Annotated in this window: 18 protein-coding genes; 3 read left to right on the top strand and 15 right to left on the bottom strand. The window is 65.4% G+C overall.

Annotated features, from left to right (window positions below; translation table 11 throughout):
- Nucleotides 1-337 precede the first annotated feature (337 nt).
- Nucleotides 338-889 carry a DUF1269 domain-containing protein gene (locus OSH10_RS11455; protein ID WP_266331876.1) on the top strand — a complete coding sequence of 184 codons (552 nt, stop codon included), beginning with the start codon at nucleotides 338-340 and terminating at the stop codon, nucleotides 887-889.
- A 34-nt stretch (nucleotides 890-923) separates the two neighbouring features.
- Nucleotides 924-2,675: a metallophosphoesterase family protein gene (locus tag OSH10_RS11460; RefSeq protein ID WP_266331877.1), complete on the top strand. Its 1,752-nt coding sequence runs from the start codon at nucleotides 924-926 to the stop codon at nucleotides 2,673-2,675.
- Nucleotides 2,676-2,729: 54 nt separating this feature from the next.
- Here OSH10_RS11460 and OSH10_RS11465 read toward each other — a convergent pair whose 3' ends face one another.
- The 4 genes from OSH10_RS11465 to OSH10_RS11480 all read right to left on the bottom strand — a co-directional run bounded on the left by OSH10_RS11465 (nucleotide 2,730) and on the right by OSH10_RS11480 (nucleotide 6,541).
- Nucleotides 2,730-3,785: an AI-2E family transporter gene (locus OSH10_RS11465; protein ID WP_266331878.1), complete on the bottom strand. Its 1,056-nt coding sequence runs from the start codon at nucleotides 3,783-3,785 to the stop codon at nucleotides 2,730-2,732.
- A gap of 144 nt (nucleotides 3,786-3,929) precedes the next feature.
- Entirely contained in the window at nucleotides 3,930-4,349 is a 420-nt protein-coding gene (locus OSH10_RS11470; RefSeq protein ID WP_266331879.1) for a response regulator transcription factor, read from the bottom strand.
- 79 nt (nucleotides 4,350-4,428) lie between these two features.
- Nucleotides 4,429-5,064 carry a response regulator FixJ gene (fixJ, locus tag OSH10_RS11475; protein ID WP_266331880.1) on the bottom strand — a complete coding sequence of 212 codons (636 nt, stop codon included), beginning with the start codon at nucleotides 5,062-5,064 and terminating at the stop codon, nucleotides 4,429-4,431.
- Entirely contained in the window at nucleotides 5,054-6,541 is a 1,488-nt protein-coding gene (locus OSH10_RS11480) for a PAS domain S-box protein (RefSeq protein WP_266331881.1), read from the bottom strand. The genes fixJ and OSH10_RS11480 overlap by 11 nt, the downstream gene beginning before the upstream one ends.
- A gap of 194 nt (nucleotides 6,542-6,735) precedes the next feature.
- On the opposite strand from OSH10_RS11480, the gene OSH10_RS11485 reads away from it, so the two are divergent.
- A complete protein-coding gene (locus OSH10_RS11485; RefSeq protein ID WP_266331882.1) occupies nucleotides 6,736-7,434 on the top strand; it encodes a helix-turn-helix domain-containing protein in 699 nt (232 codons plus the stop codon).
- 4 nt (nucleotides 7,435-7,438) lie between these two features.
- Here OSH10_RS11485 and cysW read toward each other — a convergent pair whose 3' ends face one another.
- The 11 genes from cysW to nuoN form a co-directional block, all read right to left on the bottom strand.
- Complete coding sequence (cysW, locus tag OSH10_RS11490; protein ID WP_266331883.1) at nucleotides 7,439-8,293, bottom strand: sulfate ABC transporter permease subunit CysW; 855 nt, start codon at nucleotides 8,291-8,293, stop codon at nucleotides 7,439-7,441.
- Nucleotides 8,290-9,147, bottom strand: a complete 858-nt coding sequence (gene cysT, locus OSH10_RS11495; RefSeq protein WP_266331884.1) for a sulfate ABC transporter permease subunit CysT — start codon at nucleotides 9,145-9,147, stop codon at nucleotides 8,290-8,292. The genes cysW and cysT overlap by 4 nt, the downstream gene beginning before the upstream one ends.
- A gap of 35 nt (nucleotides 9,148-9,182) precedes the next feature.
- Nucleotides 9,183-10,187 carry a thiosulfate ABC transporter substrate-binding protein CysP gene (gene cysP / locus OSH10_RS11500; protein ID WP_266331886.1) on the bottom strand — a complete coding sequence of 335 codons (1,005 nt, stop codon included), beginning with the start codon at nucleotides 10,185-10,187 and terminating at the stop codon, nucleotides 9,183-9,185.
- Nucleotides 10,188-10,355: 168 nt separating this feature from the next.
- Nucleotides 10,356-11,084, bottom strand: a complete 729-nt coding sequence (locus tag OSH10_RS11505; RefSeq protein ID WP_266331887.1) for an ABC transporter ATP-binding protein — start codon at nucleotides 11,082-11,084, stop codon at nucleotides 10,356-10,358.
- The gene (locus OSH10_RS11510; protein WP_266331888.1) at nucleotides 11,081-12,349 is read right to left on the bottom strand and encodes a lipoprotein-releasing ABC transporter permease subunit; all 1,269 of its coding nucleotides are present in this window, start codon (nucleotides 12,347-12,349) and stop codon (nucleotides 11,081-11,083) included. Before OSH10_RS11510 ends, OSH10_RS11505 begins: the two co-directional genes overlap by 4 nt.
- 28 nt (nucleotides 12,350-12,377) lie before the next feature.
- Nucleotides 12,378-13,700 carry a proline--tRNA ligase gene (gene proS / locus OSH10_RS11515; protein WP_266331889.1) on the bottom strand — a complete coding sequence of 441 codons (1,323 nt, stop codon included), beginning with the start codon at nucleotides 13,698-13,700 and terminating at the stop codon, nucleotides 12,378-12,380.
- A gap of 501 nt (nucleotides 13,701-14,201) precedes the next feature.
- Nucleotides 14,202-14,462, bottom strand: coding sequence for a DUF1467 family protein (locus OSH10_RS11520; RefSeq protein ID WP_266331890.1), 261 nt, complete (start codon nucleotides 14,460-14,462; stop codon nucleotides 14,202-14,204).
- Nucleotides 14,463-14,467: 5 nt separating this feature from the next.
- Nucleotides 14,468-14,872: a methylmalonyl-CoA epimerase gene (gene mce, locus OSH10_RS11525; protein WP_266331891.1), complete on the bottom strand. Its 405-nt coding sequence runs from the start codon at nucleotides 14,870-14,872 to the stop codon at nucleotides 14,468-14,470.
- Nucleotides 14,873-14,909: 37 nt separating this feature from the next.
- A complete protein-coding gene (locus OSH10_RS11530; RefSeq protein ID WP_266331892.1) occupies nucleotides 14,910-16,589 on the bottom strand; it encodes a ribonuclease J in 1,680 nt (559 codons plus the stop codon).
- The gene (locus tag OSH10_RS11535; RefSeq protein ID WP_266331893.1) at nucleotides 16,586-17,422 is read right to left on the bottom strand and encodes a biotin--[acetyl-CoA-carboxylase] ligase; all 837 of its coding nucleotides are present in this window, start codon (nucleotides 17,420-17,422) and stop codon (nucleotides 16,586-16,588) included. Before OSH10_RS11535 ends, OSH10_RS11530 begins: the two co-directional genes overlap by 4 nt.
- 4 nt (nucleotides 17,423-17,426) lie before the next feature.
- Entirely contained in the window at nucleotides 17,427-18,866 is a 1,440-nt protein-coding gene (gene nuoN, locus OSH10_RS11540; RefSeq protein WP_407660706.1) for an NADH-quinone oxidoreductase subunit NuoN, read from the bottom strand.
- Between the last annotated feature and the right edge of the window lie 2 nt (nucleotides 18,867-18,868).

The raw sequence follows: 18,868 nt of genomic DNA on the forward strand, positions 1-18,868 counted from the left end.
ATAGGCGGTCATGGCTATCTCCTTATCGGACTGTCGATATCTCATATGTTCATGTTTTGTTCTCGTCGTCAAGTCTTTCCGTCGGGACGGCATTTTGCCGCCTGTCGGCAGGCAGGAATGGCGGGATCACAAGGAGGCCGCGCGGCACGCGCAAGACGGCTGTGCATCAACCGTTCTTTCGGGACAAGGAGCCGCGCGGCGGGACGGGACGCGCTCGCAATCCTGCGCCGTCGCGCTATGGTAGCGTTGCTGTGCCATTGCATGTTTGCAGGCGGCCGGATGCCGGCCGCCAACCGGCCAACAGTTCAAGATCGTTCCGAACGATGGAGTTTTCCCAATGAGCGACCTCGTCTTTATCGCCTTCCCGTCCGAGCAGAAGGCCGAGGAAGTGCGCGACCGCGTCCTCGAGATGCAGAAGGAATATCTGATCGAGCTCGGCGACGCGGTGGTCGCGGTGCGCGACGCCAATGGCCGCGTCAAGCTCAACCAGCTGGTGAACACCACGGCGACCGGCGCCGTCTCCGGCGCCTTCTGGGGCACGCTCATCGGCTTCATCTTCCTGATGCCGCTGGTCGGCACGGCGATCGGCGCCGCTTCCGGCGCACTCGGCGGCAAGCTCACCGATGTCGGCATCAACGACCAGTTCATGAAGGATGCGGCGGAGTCGCTGGCGCCGGGCAATGCCGGCCTGTTCCTGCTGATCCGCAAGATGACCACCGACAAGGTCCTGGCGGACCTGCGTGGCGTCGGCGGCACGGTGATGCGCACCTCGCTCACCGACGAGCAGGAAAAGGCGCTGCGTGAGGCGCTGGCCGATCATGCCGCCGCGCCGGCCGAGACCACCGCTCCCAGCGAGCCGGCCGCCCCCGCCGGCGGCGCCACGAGCTAACCGGATTGATGTCGCCCTTGCCCGTGTGCCGCCGATGAACCCGATTGTCGATCCCCGCAAGGGCGACATTGAAGACGACGCCTCCAGCACGAAGCAGCGCTCGCTGTTTTCGATCGCCGGATCTCTCCTGGCCGAGATCAGCCCGCTCAAGCTGATCCTTGCCTGGACCCTGCTGATGGGTCTGCCCGGGCTCGCGCTCGGGCTCACTCCCTTCTTCCTGTCGATCTGGATCAGCAAAGTGTCGCGACAAGCGGCGGAGCTGTTTACCGGCCTGGTACCCATCCTGCTGCTGGCGATCCTCGGCCTGGTCGCCTGGTATGGCGGCCGGCCGCTGTTCCGCATGATCGAGAGCAGCTTCTGGTCACTGAATTCGATCGCGGTGCAGCCGGCCTATGCGCTGTGCCGCGAGACGCTGCGCCATCTGATCGAGCATCGACTGCTGCGCCGCATCGATGCCAGGCCCGCGACGATCGCCCGGGCGCGCGCCATGACGGCGGCGATCGCCGGCCTGACCGTCTGCGTGCTCGCCATCGGCGTCGCGGCGCTGATCTGGCCGGCGACGCACTGGACCGGAACGCTGGCCGATCTCAGCGCGCCGCGCCGGGTGGTGGGGATCGCGCTTGCCAATGGCACGGTGCTGCTCTGCGCCTATCTCGCCATCGCGGCCCTCGTCTGGGGCATCGCCGACGCCACCATGGCGCAACCGCGCGGCTTCACCGGCTTCCGCCCGGCGCCCGACGATGCGCCGCGCTGGCGGGTCGCCCATCTCTCCGACATTCATTGCGTGGGCGAACGCTATGGCTTCCGCATCGAGAGCGGCCGGGTGGGCCCGCGCGGGAATGACAAGTTCAAGGCGACGCTGGAGCGGCTGCGCGCCGTGCACGCGGCAAGGCCACTCGACGCGATCCTGATCACCGGCGACATGACCGATGCCGGCATCTCGACCGAATGGGCCGAATTCTTCGACGCGCTGGAGCCGTTCCCGGACCTTGTGCCGCTCGTGACGATCCTGCCCGGCAACCACGACGTCAACGTCGTCGACCGGAACAACCCCGCCCGCATGGACCTGCCGACGAGCCCGAACAAGCGGCTGCGGCAGTTGCGCACGCTTTCGGCGATGGAGGCCCTGCAGGGCGACCGCTACCGGCTGGTCGACCGCGAACACAACCGTCTCGGCGAGACGTTTCGCGAGGCGATGGAGCGTCGGCGCGCTTCGATCGAGGCGTTCGCCGACCGCGCCTCGCGCCGGGCCTGGCGCCCCGTCGCGGATATCTGGCAGACATCCTTCCCGATGGTGCAGCCGCCCTCACGCCCGGACGGGCTCGGCATCATCGTGCTGAACTCGAATGCCGAGACGCATTTCTCCTTCACCAACGCGCTCGGCATGGTGTCGCTGGAGCAGGCGCGGGCGATGGACGCGGCCAAGGCCGACTATCCGCAGGCGTCCTGGCTGGTCGCGCTGCACCATCACGTCGTCGAATACCCTCAGCCGGCCAATGCGCTGTCGGAACGGATCGGCACGGCGCTGATCAATGGCAGCTGGTTCGTCCGGCGGCTTCAGCGTTTCGCCGGCCGGGTCGTCGTCCTGCATGGCCATCGCCATGTCGACTGGATCGGCGAGAGCGGGGGCATGCCGATCCTCTCGGCCCCCTCGCCGGTGATGGAGGGGACCAACGCCAAGGGGAGCTATTTCTACGTCCATACCCTGCATGTCGACGGCAAGGGCCTGGCACTGGCAAGGCCGGAGCGCGTCCTGGTCGCCGCGCCGGAGCCGGAAACGGCGTGAGCGCTGACGGGGTGCTAACGGGCCGTTACCAGAACGGGCGCTGTTAACCCCGCCTCAGCCGGCTTCCGGATCGGCCGGCGGGGAGCCGAGGATGTCGGCGATCCAGCGGCTCGAATCATGATGCGCGCAGATGGTGACGATGGCGATGACGATCGGCACGCCGATGAAGGCGCCGGCGATGCCCCACAGGAACGTGCCGAAGAACACCGCGAACAGCACCATGACCGGCGAGAGCGACAGCGACTTGCCGGCGATCCGGGGCTCCAGATAGCTGCCGACCAGGAACTGGATCAGGTTCAGGAAGACGAAGATCAGGATCGCCGCCTGCCAGGTCTCGAACTGGGCGATGGCGAACAGCGTCGGCAGCACGGTGGCGAACAGCGGTCCGATCACCGGGATGTAGTTGAGCGCGAAGGCGATCACGCCCCACTCGGCCGACAGGCTGAGGCCGGCGCTGTAGGTCAGGCCCCAGACCAGCACGCCCGTCATGATGCTCATCAGCGTGCGCACCAGCATGTAGCGGCGCAGCTTGGCGCCGGTCTCGCCGCTGCCGACCAGAAAGGCATGGCCAAGGCTACCGGTCTTGAAACGGCGCAGCTTGCGGCCGATATCGCCGACTTCCAGCAGGCCGAGCATGACGTAGATCAGCACGACCAGCGAGAAGGTCAGCGTGCTGTTGAGCCGGCCGGTGACCTGCTGGACGATGCGCAGGATCCAGCTGACGCTGAAATGCTGTTCCCAGAGGCCGGAAACGGCGATGCCGTGGCCCTCGAGCCAGGCCGCGAGCTCGTTGTACATCGTCTGGAAGCGCGCCGTGTCGCTCAGCACATAGATGCCGACCCGATTGAGGCTCCAGCCCAGCAGCAGCGTGAAGATCCCCATCACCACGATAGTGCCGACGAGGCAGACCAGAAGCGCCACCAACTGCGGCAGACGGGCCTGGAGCGCGCGCTGCAACGGCCAGACCATGGCGATGATCAGCAGCGCGAAAGAGATGGGCGCGAAGACGTTGCTGGCCCAATACATCGCCGCCACGATCAGGATGACCGCGCAAAGGCCGATCATGGCCGGTACGGGGCTGCGTCCCGTGCTGCTCGTCGAATCGTTCATGGAAGGCCCTGGCTACATCCCGTTCGCGCTCTCGCTCCGAGCGTCGTAGCACGCGCGTCCCGATTCGACTGCGCAATCCCGACGCAAAACCGGCGCCGGTTGCCTGACCAATCCGCCGCAAGGCGTCGCCGCGGGATGGCCGCCTCAGGCGGGGGCGCCGGGATCGTCTGGAGGAAGATCGCCCGCCAGGGCCTCGCGGATCCGGTCGAGCAAGGCCGGGCCCAGCAGCGGCTTCTCGACCAGCGCGACGCCGGCCGCCTCGGCCTGACGGGCCAATGCCGGCGACGGGTTGGTGACGGTCAGGATCGCGGGGATCGGGCAATCGCGCCGGCGCATCGACTGGATCAATTCAAGCCCGCTCATGCCCTTCAGCCGATAGTCGACGACAATGCAGGCGCCCGGACGGCATTCCGCCAGCTTCAGGAACGCCTCGGCATCGGCGAAGGTGTCGACCTGAAAACCTTCGATCCCCAGCGCGAACCACAGGGAACGACGGACGGCGCCATCGCCGTCGACGACGAAGACCAAAGGCGGTCGCGGTTCGGAGGGTGCGGAAACGGCCATCGCTCTCGGGTTCGCGCGGAAAGCCTACACCCTGCCCGGCTCCCCGAGCGGCCGCATTGATCCACCTCAAGGCGGCCGGTCAACCTTCCCTTGCGGCGAAGCTTCCTTCTGCGCCCACGACGAGCGCCATGCGCACGAGTTCCGACAGGCTCGATGCACCCATCTTGGTCATCACATGCGCGCGGTAGATCTCGACGGTGCGCGGGCTGATATCGAGGTCATGCGCGATCCGCTTGTTGGCATGGCCGGCAACAAGCCCGTCGAGCACCTGCTGCTCGCGGTTGGACAGCGCCGCCAGGCGCTGCCGGATCGCGACCCGCTCCTGTCCCTGCTCGCGGGTCGTGCCGTGACGGGCGAAGGCGGAGCGGACGGCGCGAAGCATCGCTTCGTCGTCGAACGGCTTCTCCATGAAGTCGACCGCGCCGCTCTTCATGGCCTCGACGGCGAGGGCAATATCGGCATGCCCGGTAATGACGATGACCGGCAGCGTTATGGCCTGCGCCCTGAGACGCTTCAGCAGTTCGATACCATTGATCTCCGGCATCCGCACGTCGGTGACGATGCACCCATCCGGGAGAGCCGGCGCAATGGCCAGGAAAGCTTCTGCGGAAGGGTATGTCGCCACCGCGATGTCGGCGCTTTCGAACAGGAAGGCGAGCGAATCGCGCGCGGCATCGTCATCGTCGATGACATGGACCCTACGTTCAGTGGACACGCTCCGCCTCCTCGATCCGCACGGCCGGCACGGTGAAATTGAACACGGTGCCGCCGCCGGGATTGCCCTCGGCCCAGATCCGCCCGCCATGCGCCTCGACGATGGTCCGGCAGATCGACAGGCCGACGCCCATGCCATTCTGCTTGGTCGTCAGGAAAGGCTGGAACAGCCGCGCCATCACCTCGGGCGCAATGCCGGTCCCCCGGTCCGAAACCTTCACCCGGATCATGTCGCCCGCCTCGACCTCGCTGGAAATGACCAGATCCCTACCGCCGCCCTCCTCCATAGCGTCGATGGCGTTGCGCATCAAATTGACCAGCACCTGCTGGATCTGGACGCGATCGCCGAACAGGAGGTCGACGTCGGGAGCGAGCTCGAACCGAATGCGGATGCCCTTCTCCTTGGCGCCGACGAGGGCCAGCGCGCTCGCCTCCTCGATCAGCCGCGCCAGGCTCTCCACCCGCTTCTCGGTCTCGCCGCGCGCGAGGAAATCGCGCAGGCGGCGAATGATCTCGCCAGCCCGCAGCGCCTGGTCCGCCGCGCTTTCCAGCGCGGCCCGAACCTTGGGGATGTTTTCCGGCGTCGCGTTTTCCAGCAGCCGGCGCGAGCCGCGCAGATAATTGGCGACCGCCGAGAGCGGCTGGTTCAGCTCATGCGCCAGCGTCGAGGCGATCTCGCCCATCGCGGTGACACGCGAAATATGGACCAGTTCCGACTGCAGTTCCTGCAACCGCGCCTCCGTCTCCTGCCGCTCGGAAAGATCGCGGACGAAGCCGGTGAAGAATCGCTGCTCGCCGGAATGCATCTCGCCGATCGCCAGTTCCATCGGAAAGGTCGAGCCATCCTTGCGCTCGCCCACGACGATGCGGCCGATGCCGATGATCCGCCGCTCGCCCGTTTTCCTATAGCGCTCGAGATAGCCGTCATGCTGCTCGCGGTAGGAAGACGGCATCAGGAGCTTGACATTGCGCCCAAGGATCTCCGCCGCCGTGTAGCCGAACATGCGCTGCGCGGCCGCGCTGAAGGACTGGACCAGCCCCGCCTCGTCGATGACGATCATCGCATCGGGAATGGTCTCGAGGATCGAACGAAGATGCGCCTCGCGATAGCGCAGGTCCGCGGCCGCCGTGGCGAGTTGCCCCCGGACGCGGTGCAGCCACTCGCCGAGTGCGACAAGGCCGCCGCCGATCACCGCAAAGGCGACGCCATTCCAGACATGCGAGGTGCCGAGCCCGTCCGCCTGGCCATAGATCGCCATGCCGAGCCCCAGGCTGGCGACGATCGCCACGATCCCGGGCCAGAGCCCGCCAATGCCCGCCGCGACGATGACCGCTGGAATGTAGAGCAGGAACGTCGCCTGCGCACGGAAGACGGGGTGCAGCGACAGCCAGGATGCGGCGATGACCAGACAGGAGACAAGCAGGAAGGAGAGCAAAGCCCGTCTCAGGCCGGGGATAGGCCAGGAAAAAATCTTCATGGCCGAGCCACGCGCCTCCGACATTCGCCCGCGGCGCCGATGGCCGCCGCTCCGCGCAAAGCAAACAAGCAGACTACCTCCCGCCCCGCCGCCGAGCACCTACGGGATATCCCTTAGGTACATGATCTGAATGTCGGCGCAGCCGTCTTCATCCTATTCCAGCGTTCATACCGATCGAATGCGAGGAAGACGACATGCTGAGCGCCGTTGCCACTGCCCGGACCATCCTTCCGGAAATGAGAGACCGCGCGGCTGGCATCGTCGTCAAGGGCTCGCGTTTCGCGCCGTCGAACTACATCGGCCTGATGGGCGTGACGATGCACTTCGAACGCGGCGCCGAGATCGTCGCCGAGGAGGACCCGGCGGAGTATGTCTACCAGGTCATCAGCGGCACGGTGCGGACCTGCAAGCTGCTCAGCAATGGCCGCCGCCAGATCGGCGCCTTCCTCATGGAGGGCGACTATTTCGGCATGGAGGCGCGGGCCGTTCACTGCTTCGCCGCCGAGGCGATCACGGACACGACCATCCACATGATCAACCGGAACACCGCATTCGCCGCGGCCGGTCGCGACCCGGAGATCGCCCGCGCGCTCTGGGACATCACGGCGCGCAGCCTCGATGCCTGCCAGCAGCATTCGCTCCTGCTTGGCCGCAAGACGGCGCTCGAGAAGATCGGCTCGTTCCTGACCGAGATGGCCGAGCGTCAGGGCAGCCACGTGGAAATCGACCTGCCCATGTCCCGACAGGACATCGCCGATTATCTCGGCCTGACGATCGAGACCGTCTCGCGCACCATGACCCAGCTGGAATGCGCCGGCACCATCGCGCTGCCGACCTCACGCCATGTGCTGGTGAAGCGGCGGCACGAACTGGCGCGTCTCAGCGCCTGCTGAGAGGTCAGGATCCGTGCAGCGCCCCGGCGCTGCCGGTGACCCGCTCCAGTATCGTCTTGACGAACAGGGTCAGGAGCGCGACCAGCGTCAACACCAAGGCCGCTGCAAAGGCGCCGGCCGCGTTGTAGTCGTGATAGAGCAGCTCGACATGCAGCGGCAGCGTGTTGGTCTCGCCGCGGATGTTGCCCGAGACGATCGAAACGGCGCCGAACTCGCCCAGAACGCGCGCATTGCAGAGCACGACGCCATAGAGCAGGCCCCAGCGGATGTTGGGCAGCGTCACGCGGAAGAAGGTCTGCCAGCCATGCGCGCCCAGCGTCGCGGCGACTTCCTCGTCGCCATTTCCCTGAAGCTGCATCAGCGGGATCAGTTCCCGCGCCACGAAGGGCGCGGTGACGAAGGTCGTCGCCAGGATGATGCCCGGCAGCGCGAACATGATTTTCAGATCGTGCGCTTCGAGGAACGGGCCGAACAGCCCCTGCCCGCCATAGACGAACAGATAGGAAATGCCCGCGACGATCGGCGAGACCGAGAACGGCAGTTCGACGATCGCCAGCAGCAGCTTTCGGCCTGGAAAGCGGAACTTGGCGATCGCCCAGGCGGCGGCGATACCGAATACCGTGTTGATCGGCACCACGACGATGGCAACGGTGATGCTGAGCCAGATCGCGGCCCGCGTATCCGGCTGCGCCAGCGAATCCAGCGCATAGCCGACGCCCTGTGACAGCGCCTGGACGAAAACCGCGGCCACCGGCGCGCCGATGACGAGCGCCGTGACCAGCAGCACGATGCCGATCACGACAGGACGCGACCATCCACGTCCTGCGGCACCGGCGAGCGGCGGGGAGGCCTGGCTCATGGCGCCAACTCGTGGCGGCGTGCAAGAGCCTGCACAGCGTTGGTGACGACCAGAAGCACGAAGGCGGTACCGAGCATCACGGTCGCAATCGCGGCGGCGGCGGGATAGTCGTATTCCTCGATCCGGATGAAGGCGAGCAAGGCGGTGATCTCGGTGCTGTAGGGTTGGTTGCCGGCGATGAAGATCACGGCGCCGAATTCGCCGAGGCAGCGCGCGAAGGCAAGCGAGACGCCTGCGAGCAACGCCGGCACAAGGATTGGCAGCACGACGCGGAAGAAGATCGTGACCGTGCCGGCGCCCAGCGTGCGGGCCGCTTCCTCGATCTCGCCGTCGAGCTCTTCCATCACCGGCTGCAAGGTGCGCACGATGAAGGGCAAGCTGGTGAAAGCCATGGCGAGGGCGATGCCGATCGGCGTGTAGGCAACCTTGATGCCGAGGGCTCCCAGCGGTTCGCCGAACCATCCGTTCTTGGCGAAGATCGCCGTCAGCGCGACGCCGGCCACCGCCGTCGGCAGGGCGAAGGGCAGATCGACGATCGCGTCGAGCACCCGGCGCCCCGGAAATTCATAGCGGACCAGCACCCAGGCGAGCGCGAAGCCATAGACGGTGTTGAACATCGTGGCGAGCGCCGCGGCGCCCAGCGTGACGCGGTAGCTCGCCAGCGCGCGGGGCGAGCTGACGACAGCCCAATAATCGGCAGGCCCGAGGCGCGCGCCGACGAGAATCAGCGTCGCAAGCGGCAGGCAGATGATGATCGCCGCATAGAAGAGCGTGATACCCAGCGAAAGGCGAAAGCCGGGTACGACCCGGCCCTGCCCCTTGCCACCAGCCGTCGATAGGCGGCGGCGCGGCAACGCGCCGGCTCCGCCCATCCCCATATCAACGGAACTCACTGGCCTGCGAGCTGCTGATCGAGAAGCCCGTCGGAGCCGAAATAGGTCTTGTTGGCAGCCGGCCAGCCGCCGAAGACCGCCTCCACGGTGACGAGACGCACGGGCTTGAAGGAGTCCGCGAACCTGGCGGATACAGCCTCATCGCGAACGCGATTGCCATGCTCGGCCAGGATCGTCTGGCCCTCCGGCGAATAGAGGAAGTTCAGATAGTCCTTGGCGATCTCGGTCGAGCCGCGCTTCTCCGCCACCTTGTCGACGATCGCGACGGGGAAATCGGCCAGCAGGCTGACGGACGGAACGACAGCGTCGAACTTGTCGGTGCCGAACTCCTTGCGGATACCCGTCGTCTCCGTCTCGAAGGTGATCAGCACGTCGCCGATCTCGCGCTCGACGAAGGTCGTGGTGGCAGCGCGCCCCCCGGTGTCGAACACGACGACATTGGCGAGGAACTTCTTGACGAAGTCGTTCACCTTGGCCTCGTCATTGCCGAAGGCTTCCTTGGCGTAGGCGGTCGCGGCCAGGTAGGTGTAGCGGGCATTGCCGGAGGTTTTCGGGTTCGGGAAGACGAGCTTGACGTCGTCACGAACCAGATCGTTCCAGTCCTTGATGCCCTTGGGATTGCCGGCGCGGACCAGGAAGACGGGCAGCGAGTAATAGGGCGACGCGCCATGCGGGAACTTCGAGGTCCAGTCGCTGGCGACAAAGCCCTTGTCGGCCAAGACCTGCACGTCGGTCGCCTGATTGAAGGTCACGACATCGGCGTCAAGGCCTTCGAGGATCGAGCGCGCCTGCTTGGACGAACCGGCATGCGATTGCTTGATCTCCAGCGTCTTGCCGGTGTCCTTCAGATATTTCGCGGCATAGGCCTGATCGACCGCGACGAACAGCTCGCGCGAGACGTCGTAGGACGCGTTGAGGATCGTGCTCGGCGCGTCGGCGAATGCCGGAAGCCCGCCAAGCGCCAAGAGGACCGCAGCCGTTACAACCGGAAGGCGACGCATCGTGGTTCCTTGCTCATGTTTTCGGCGCAGCAGGACCGCAGCCGACGAATGGGATGAGCAAAGTAGCAAGCGTATGCGGGGCGTTCGAGAAACAGGGATCTCATTTCCCGCAGCCCCCAGGATGGAAGTCCTAGGAAACGCACCGACCGCGCACAAACGTCATGCGCCTCAAAATTCGACGATCTTGCCCGCCTGAAGGGTGATGCGGCGATCCATCCGCTCCGCCAGTTCCATGTTGTGGGTGACGAAGAGCGCGGCCAGGCCGGAGGCGCGCACCAGGGCCTCCAGCGCGTCGAACACATAGTGCGACGTCTTCGGGTCGAGATTGCCGGTGGGTTCGTCGGCCAGAAGCAGGCGCGGCGCGTTGGCCACGGCGCGGGCGATCGCCACGCGCTGCTGCTCGCCACCCGAAAGCTCGGACGGACGGTGCGTCACGCGCGCCTCCAGCTTCATGTAGGCCAGCAGTTCGGCGGCGCGGCGGGCCGCCTCCCTGCGGTTGAGACCGCGGATCAGCTGCGGCATCATCACGTTCTCGAGCGCCGTGAATTCCGGCAGCAGATGGTGGAACTGGTAGACGAAGCCGATCTCGAGCCGGCGGATCGCCGTGCGGTCGCCGTCGCCGAGCGAACCGGCGAGGCGGCCACCGATCTCGACGTCGCCACCATCCGGACGCTCCAGCAGGCCGGCCATGTGCAACACCGTCGACTTGCCGGCGCCGGAGGGCGCGACGAGCGCGACGATCTCCCCCGGATAGATCGCCAGGCTGGCGCCGGTGAGGATCGAGAGCTTGCCGGTACCTTCCTTATAGTGGCGCTCGACGCCCAGAAGGCGGAGTGCGGGCGCCTGTTCCGCGGCGGGTTTCGGCTTCTGCCGTTCTTCGGTCAAGACGTTGCTCATTCGTATCGCAGGGCCTCGACCGGATCGAGCCGCGCCGCGCGCCACGCCGGATACAGCGTGGCGAGATAGCTGAGCACGAGCGCCATGATGACGATCGAGAGCGTTTCGCCGGGGTTCATGTCCGCCGGCAGCTTCGACAGGAAATAGAGCTCGGGCGAGAATACCTCGGTGCGGGTCAACCAGGACACGAACTGGCGGATCGATTCGATATTCAGGCACACCACGGTGCCGAGCAGCACGCCGAAGGCGGTGCCGACGGTGCCGATGGCGGCGCCCGTGATGAAGAACACCCGCAGGATCGAGCCGCGCGTCGCCCCCATGGTGCGGAGGATGGCGATGTCGTGGCTCTTGTCCTTCACCAGCATGGTGAGGCCGGAGATGATGTTCAGCGCCGCGACCAGCACGATCAGCGTCAGGATCATGAACATCATGTTGCGCTCGACCTCGAGCGCCGAGAAGAAGGTCATGTTGCGCTGGCGCCAGTCGGTCAACAGCACGGGCCGGCCGGCGGCAGTCTCGATCGGCTCGCGCAATGCCCCGGTCTGTTCGGCGTCGGAGAGGTAGATCTCGATCGCGGACGCCTTGTCGTCCAGATTGAAAAAGGCCTGCGCCTCGGCGAAGGGCATGAAGACGAAGGACGAATCATATTCCGACATGCCGATCTCGAAGATCGCCACGACGGGATAGGCCTTGATGCGCGGCGTCATTCCCATCGGCGTGACGTTGCCGCGCGGCGAGACCAGCGTGAGCTTGTCGCCGATGGTGAGGCCCATATTGGTCGCGAGCCGCGTGCCGATGGCCACGCCCTCGGCTTCGTCGAAATTGTCGAGCGTGCCGAGCTTCACGTTCTTCGAGATGCTCGGCAGGTTCGGCAGGTCCTCGGACCGCACGCCGCGAACGAGCGCACCGGTCGAGTTGTTGGCACCCGACGCCAGCACCTGCCCCTCGACGAGCGGAATAGCCGCCGTCACGCCCTTGACCATGGTGATCCGGCTGGCGACATCGGCGAAATCCGTGAACGGCGTCTCCAGCGGCTGCACGACGATGTGGCCGTTGATGCCGAGGATCTTGTCGATCAGCTCGCCGCGAAAGCCATTCATCACCGACATCACGATAATCAGCGTCGCGACGCCGAGCATGATGCCGATGAAGGAAAAGCCCGCGATGATCGAGATGAAGGTCTCACGCCGGCGCGCGCGCAGGTAGCGCAACGCCAGCATCCATTCGAAAGCGGAAAACGGTTTCGTGCCGGTCGGCTCAGCCATTCCTGTCCCGATCGCGGCGCGCCGCGCGTTAAGAGCTGCCCAGAAGTTTGGCCACTGCCGCATCCAGGCTAACGGATTCGCGTTCGCCCGTCGCCCGTCGCTTGATCTCGACTTCGCCACGCTCAAGTCCCTTCGGACCGACGATCAGCTGCCACGGAAGGCCGATCAGGTCCATGGTCGCAAACTTAGCCCCGGCGCGGCCCTCTACATCATCGTAAAGGACTTCGATTCCGGCATTCGTAAGGCGCTCATAGAGCCCGTCGCAGGCCAGATCCGTCGCGGCATCGCCGACCTTCAGATTGATCAGGGCGACCTTGTAGGGCGCGATGCTCTCCGGCCAGATGATGCCCGCCTCGTCATGGCTCGCCTCGATGATGGCCGCCACCAGCCGCGACACGCCGATCCCGTAGGAACCCATATGCACGGGACGATCGACACCGTCCGGTCCGGTGACCGTGGCGCCCATCGGTTCCGAGTATTTGGTGCCGAAATAGAAGACCTGGCCGACCTCGATGCCGCGCGCCTCGATGCGGTTCTCTTCCGGCAGGGCCTCGAAAACCGCCTTGTCGTGCATCTCTTCGGTGGCAGCGTACTTCTCGGTCCAGGCCGAAACGATCGGCGTGAGATCGCCGTAGAAATCGATGTCGTCGCCGGGAACCGGCGTCTCGAGCGCCGCCCTGTCGAGGAACACCGCGCTCTCGCCGGTCGAAGCCAGAACGATGAACTCGTGCGTGGCGTCGCCGCCGATCGGGCCCGAATCGGCGCGCATCGGGATCGCCTTGACGCCAAGCCGATCGAAGGTGCGCAGATAGGCGACGAACATGCGGTTATAGGCGCGGCGCGCCGCGGCCTCGTCGACGTCGAAGGAATAGGCGTCCTTCATCAGGAATTCGCGGCCGCGCATGACGCCGAAACGCGGACGCAGTTCGTCCCGGAACTTCCACTGGATATGGTAGAGGTTCATCGGCAGCTCCTTGTAGGAGCGCACGTAGCTGCGGAAAATGTCGGTGACCATTTCCTCATTCGTCGGGCCGTAGAGCATCTCGCGCTCCTGCCGGTCCTGGATGCGCAGCATCTCCTTGCCGTAATCGTCGTAGCGTCCGCTCTCGCGCCAAAGATCGGCCGATTGCAAGGTCGGCATCAGGATCTCGACGGCGCCGGCGCGGTTCTGTTCTTCGCGGACGATGCGCTGGATGTTGCTCAAGACCTTCTGGCCGAGCGGCAGCCAGGAATAGATGCCCGCGCTCTGCTGGCGAATCAGACCGGCGCGAAGCATCAGACGGTGAGAAACGATCTCGGCTTCCTTCGGCGTCTCGCGGAGAGTCGGCAGGAATGAGCGGGAAAGGCGCATCAGAAAAGGGCTCCAGCGAGTCGAATGGGCGCACATCAAGCCATACGCGGACGAAAACACAAGTCCTGGAAATCAGCGCCTTTGTCGCGGCATGCCCAAGCCTTGTGCAGAGGTGCCTGAACACGTCCAAAGCAAAATCCGACGCGCGAATCCCCCCTTCGCACCTCGCTGCCACTAAGGTCAGTCATACTGACGCAAAAAATATGGGCTGCCCTTGCACAATTAGATGACAAGCGCGTGGGCATTGGATAACGTCGGGTCATAACAAAGGAACACGCAATAAAGCGTGGCTCCAAACAACGGCACGCGGTCTAAGTCTTGGGAGGAAGCCCCCTCTGGCGCGCTGAAAAGCAGCTGCCGCCGAGCTCGCCATAACGAGCTCGATCAAAGCCAATCGAGCGAAAAGCTCGGCTGAGGGGTTGAACGCGAACTATTCAAGGCAAGATCCTCGCGGATCTTGCCTTTTTTATTGCTCGCACGCGGCGCTGTTCTTTTTTCGGCTCAGAACGAGAAGTGACTGAGAACTTCCGCTGTCCAGCCCATCTTCACATAGCCGTACCAGATGCCGTAGACGATGATCGCGCTGATGACCGAGGTGATGATCATCTTGCGAACCAGATGCAGATTCGCCGGCGCGCTCTCGGTAGTGCCCAGCAGAACATCGCCCTGCTCGTCATGGGTGCGAACGCCAAACGGGAGCACCATGAAAATCACCAGCCACCAGACAATGAAATAGACGGCGAAAATGCTGTAGATCGGCATGCTGTTCAGGCCTCCTCGAGTTCGACCAGCGTTCCGCAAAGGTCCTTGGGATGCAGGAACAACACCGGCTTGCCATGCGCGCCGATCCTCGGCTCGCCATTTCCCAGGACCCGGGCGCCATCCGCCTTCAACCGGTCACGCGCGGCCAGGATGTCGTCCACCTCATAGCAGAGGTGATGAATGCCGCCATCCGGATTGCGGGCCAGGAATTTCGCGATCGGCGAATCCTCACCCAGCGGCGCCAGCAGTTCGATCTTGGTGTTCGGCAGTTCGACGAAGATCGTCACGACGCCATGCTCGGGCAGGCGCAGCGGCGCGGAGACGCGCGCGCCCAGCGTGTCCCGATAGGTCCGCACCGCGGCGTCGAGGTCCGACACCGCGATCGCGACATGGTTCAGTCGGCCGATCATGCCCTGCTCCTTCGCGGACGTTGCGTCCGCACAGGCGTCATACGATCGCGACGAACACAGTGCAAAGTGGCTTTTTGCCCCAAGCCTGCCGGATCGAGGCCCGCACCGAGCGGCGAATCGCCTCGCGGACCAGTTCGGCGTCGCGGCGGCGCGCGCGCGGGATGCTCTCGATCGTGCCGAGCACCGCCGTCATGACGGTCTCCTCGAACGGGTGGCCGGAGACGCCCTGGATGGGCAGTCCGGTCAGCGCGATTTCCGGATCGACGGCGACGCCGCCCTTGGAATCGAGCACCACCGAGATGGCGACATGGCCGGCGAAGCCGAGCTTGCGCCGCTCCGGGACGCCGACGCCGTCCTCGTCCGAGATGATCATGCCGTCCTTGTAGAGGCGGCCGACCGGCACATCGTCGATCTCTTCAGCGGGACCCGGCGCCAGGCGAACGATATTGCCGTTCTCGGTGAGCACCACCTGCTTGACGCCCATGTCGCGGGCAAAGGCCGCGTGCGCCCAGAGATGCATGGCCTCGCCATGCACCGGAATGGCGATCTCGGGACGAACCCAGCCATACATCTCGGCCAGCTCATCGCGGCGCGGATGGCCGGATACATGCACGAGGCGGTCACGATCGGTGATCACCACGATGCCCTGGTCGCAGAGCGCATTGATGATGTTGCCGATCGCCTTCTCGTTGCCGGGGATCGGACGCGCCGAAAAGACGACCGTGTCGCCCGGCGAAAGACCGACGAACTTGTGTTCGTCCTCGGCGATGCGGGCCAGGGCCGCGCGCGGCTCGCCCTGGCTGCCGGTCAGGATCGCAACGACCTTGGAGCGCGGCAGGTAGCCATAGGATTCCTCGTCGAGGAAGGGCGGCAAGCCCTCCATATAGCCGAGCTCGGTTGCCACCTCGATGGCGCGACGCAACGCGCGGCCGACGACGACCACCTGTCGGTCCGCCGCCTGCGCGGCCAGCGCGATAGACTTGATGCGGCCCACATTCGACGCGAAGGTGGTGAACGCGACGCGGCCCGTCGCTTCCTTGACGATCTCGGTCAACGACAGCCCGACTTCGGTCTCGCTCGGGCTGCGGCCCTCCCGCATCGCATTGGTCGAATCGCAGACGAGCGCCAGCACACCTTCGTCGCCAATCGCCGCGAACCGCGCGGCGTCGGTCAACGGACCGATGACCGGGTCCGGATCGAGCTTCCAGTCGCCGGTGTGGACCACCGTGCCAAGCGGCGTGCGGATCGCCAGCGACATGGGCTCCAGGATCGAATGCGCCACCGCGATGAATTCGACCTCGAACGCGCCGATCGTCACGCGGTCGCCGGGGTGGACGATGGTGATCGGGATTTCGGGAGCGCCCGGCTGGGCAGCCCGCTTGGCGTTGAGCAATCCGGCGGTGAAGGGGCTGGCATAGACAGGCACGCGCAGGCGCGGCCACAGATCCAGCAGCGCGCCGAAATGGTCCTCATGCGCATGGGTGATGATGATCGCGTCGATGAAATCGCGCTCTTCTACCATGTAGCGGATATCGGGCAGCACGATATCGACGCCCGGCAGGTCCGGGCCGCCGAAGCTGATACCGAAATCGATGCCGATCCAGCGCCGCCGATTGGAAGGGCCGTAGCCGTAGAGGGCGAGATTCATACCGATCTCGCCGACGCCACCCAGGGGAAGAAAGACGAAGTCGTCCGTAGCTGCTGTTTTTGCGCTCATTGCCTCGACGTCGCCACTGTACCGAAATGGACTTCGCCGGCGGCGATCGTCCTAACCAAACCCTCGGGAGAACGAATGACGAGGCGGCCTTCCTCATCGATCGTCTCGAAAACTCCAGAGAATACCTGTTCGCCCACCCGCACGGCGACCGTCTCGCCGAGCCCGGCCGCACGATCGAGCCAAAGCCGTCTAACCGCCTTGAAACCGCGCCCTTCATTCCAGACGCGTGCAACACTCGCCCAAGCGTCGGAAAGCGCTTCGAACAAGCGAAACGCATCGATCCCGACACCCAGTTCGACAAGTGCCGTCGCAGGATACGGCAAGCCCTCGGGGGCTGCGACGACATTTACACCGATTCCGATCACAACCGCGAGGCGGCCATCCGGGAGCGGCTCGGCCTCCAGTAGGATGCCGGCCAGCTTGCCACCGTCGAGCAGGACATCGTTCGGCCATTTGAGCCGGAGGCGATCCCGCCTCCCGGCCGGGCCATCTCCCTCAATCCCGTCCAACCCGATCCGGAATGCAAGGCCGGGAGCCACCGAACGCAGCGCCTCGTCGAGCGCCAGTCCCGCCACGAAACCGAGCGTCGCAGCGGTTGCGGGCTGATTGGGGACGATGACCAGGAGGCTGGCGGCGAGATTGCCCGCCGGCATGGCCCATGGCCGCCCCCGGCGCCCCCTGCCCGAGGTCTGCTGCGCCGTCACGAACCAGCAACGGCCGGGATCCCCGGCGCGCGCGGCCGCCAGGCCCTCGGCATTTGTCGAACCCGTCGTCTCGAAGAACTTGAGACGGTAGGCGCTTTCTGCGGAGGCCCGGCCGAGCTTGAACTCCATCAAATCAGAAGAAGGTCTTGGCTGCGACGCTCGCCGCCGTGCCCAGCGGGCCGGCGATGAAGACGAAGAGAATGACGAACAGCCCCGACAGACCGAGAACGACGCGCAGTTCGCCGGACATCGGCTCGAAGGCGCCGGCCGGCTCGTCGAAATACATGATCTTGACGAGACGGAGATAGTAGAACGCGCCGACCACGCTCGACAGAACGCCGATCACCGACAGCACATAGAGGTTCGCCTCGATGGCTGCGAGGAAGACGTAGAACTTGGCGAAGAAGCCGGCCAGCGGCGGAATGCCCGCGAGCGAGAACAGGATCATCGCGAAGATGAAGGCGACCACGGGATGGGTGCGCGACAGGCCGGCGAGATCGCTGGTGTCCTCGACCATCGTGCCCTGGCGCCGCATGAACAGGATCACCGCGAAGGCGCCGAGCGTCATGGCGACATAGATCGCCATGTAGATCAGCACGCCCTGCACGCCTGCCTCGGTGCCGGCCGCGAGGCCGACAAGCGCGAAGCCCATATGGCCGATCGACGAATAGGCCATCAGGCGCTTGATGTTGCGCTGGCCGATCGCGGCAAAGGCGCCGAGGATCATCGAGGCGATGGCGATGAAGGTGATGACCTGCTGCCAGTCGGCGGTGGCCGGGCCGAGGGCGCCGACCAGAACGCGGACGAACAGGGCCATGGCGGCTGCCTTCGGCGCGGCGGCGAAGAATGCCGTGACCGAGGTCGGGGCCCCCTCATAGACGTCCGGAGTCCACATGTGGAACGGCACTGCCGAGACCTTGAAGGCAAGGCCGGCGATGACGAACACCAGGCCGAACACCACGCCGACCGAGACCGGGCCGGCGCTCAGCGCGGTGGCGACGCCCTGGAACTGGGTGTGGCCGGTGAAGCCGTAGATCAGCGAAATGCCGTAGAGCAGCATGCCGGACGACAGCGCGCCGAGCACGAAGTATTTGAGGCCGGCTTCCGTCGACCGGACCGAGTCCCGGTTGCTGGCGGCGACGACGTAGAGCGCGAGCGACTGCAGCTCGAGGCCAAGATAGAGCGCGATCAGGTCGTTGGCCGAAATCATCAGCATCATGCCGAGGGTCGCGAGCAGGATCAGCACCGGATACTCGAAGCGGGCGATCTTCTCCCGCTTGGTATAGTTCGTCGACATGATGATGGCGAAGCCGGAACCGGCGAGCGCAAGCAGCTTCATGAAGCGGGCGAAGGGATCGAGCACGAAGGCGCCGTTGAAGGTGACGCCGTCCTCGGCCTTGAAGACCAGGACCAGTCCGGCGACCAGAACCAGAAGCACCGCCAGCGTGGTGACGAGCGAGGTCGTCCGTTCGCCGCCGAAGGCGCCGATCATCAGAAGCACGAGCGCACCGACCGCGAGCGTCAGCTCCGGCAGGAACGGCATGAGCGAGGGGAACGTAGCGAGGTCCATCATGA

The organism is Kaistia defluvii (assembly GCF_026343955.1).
Classification (GTDB): domain Bacteria; phylum Pseudomonadota; class Alphaproteobacteria; order Rhizobiales; family Kaistiaceae; genus Kaistia; species Kaistia defluvii.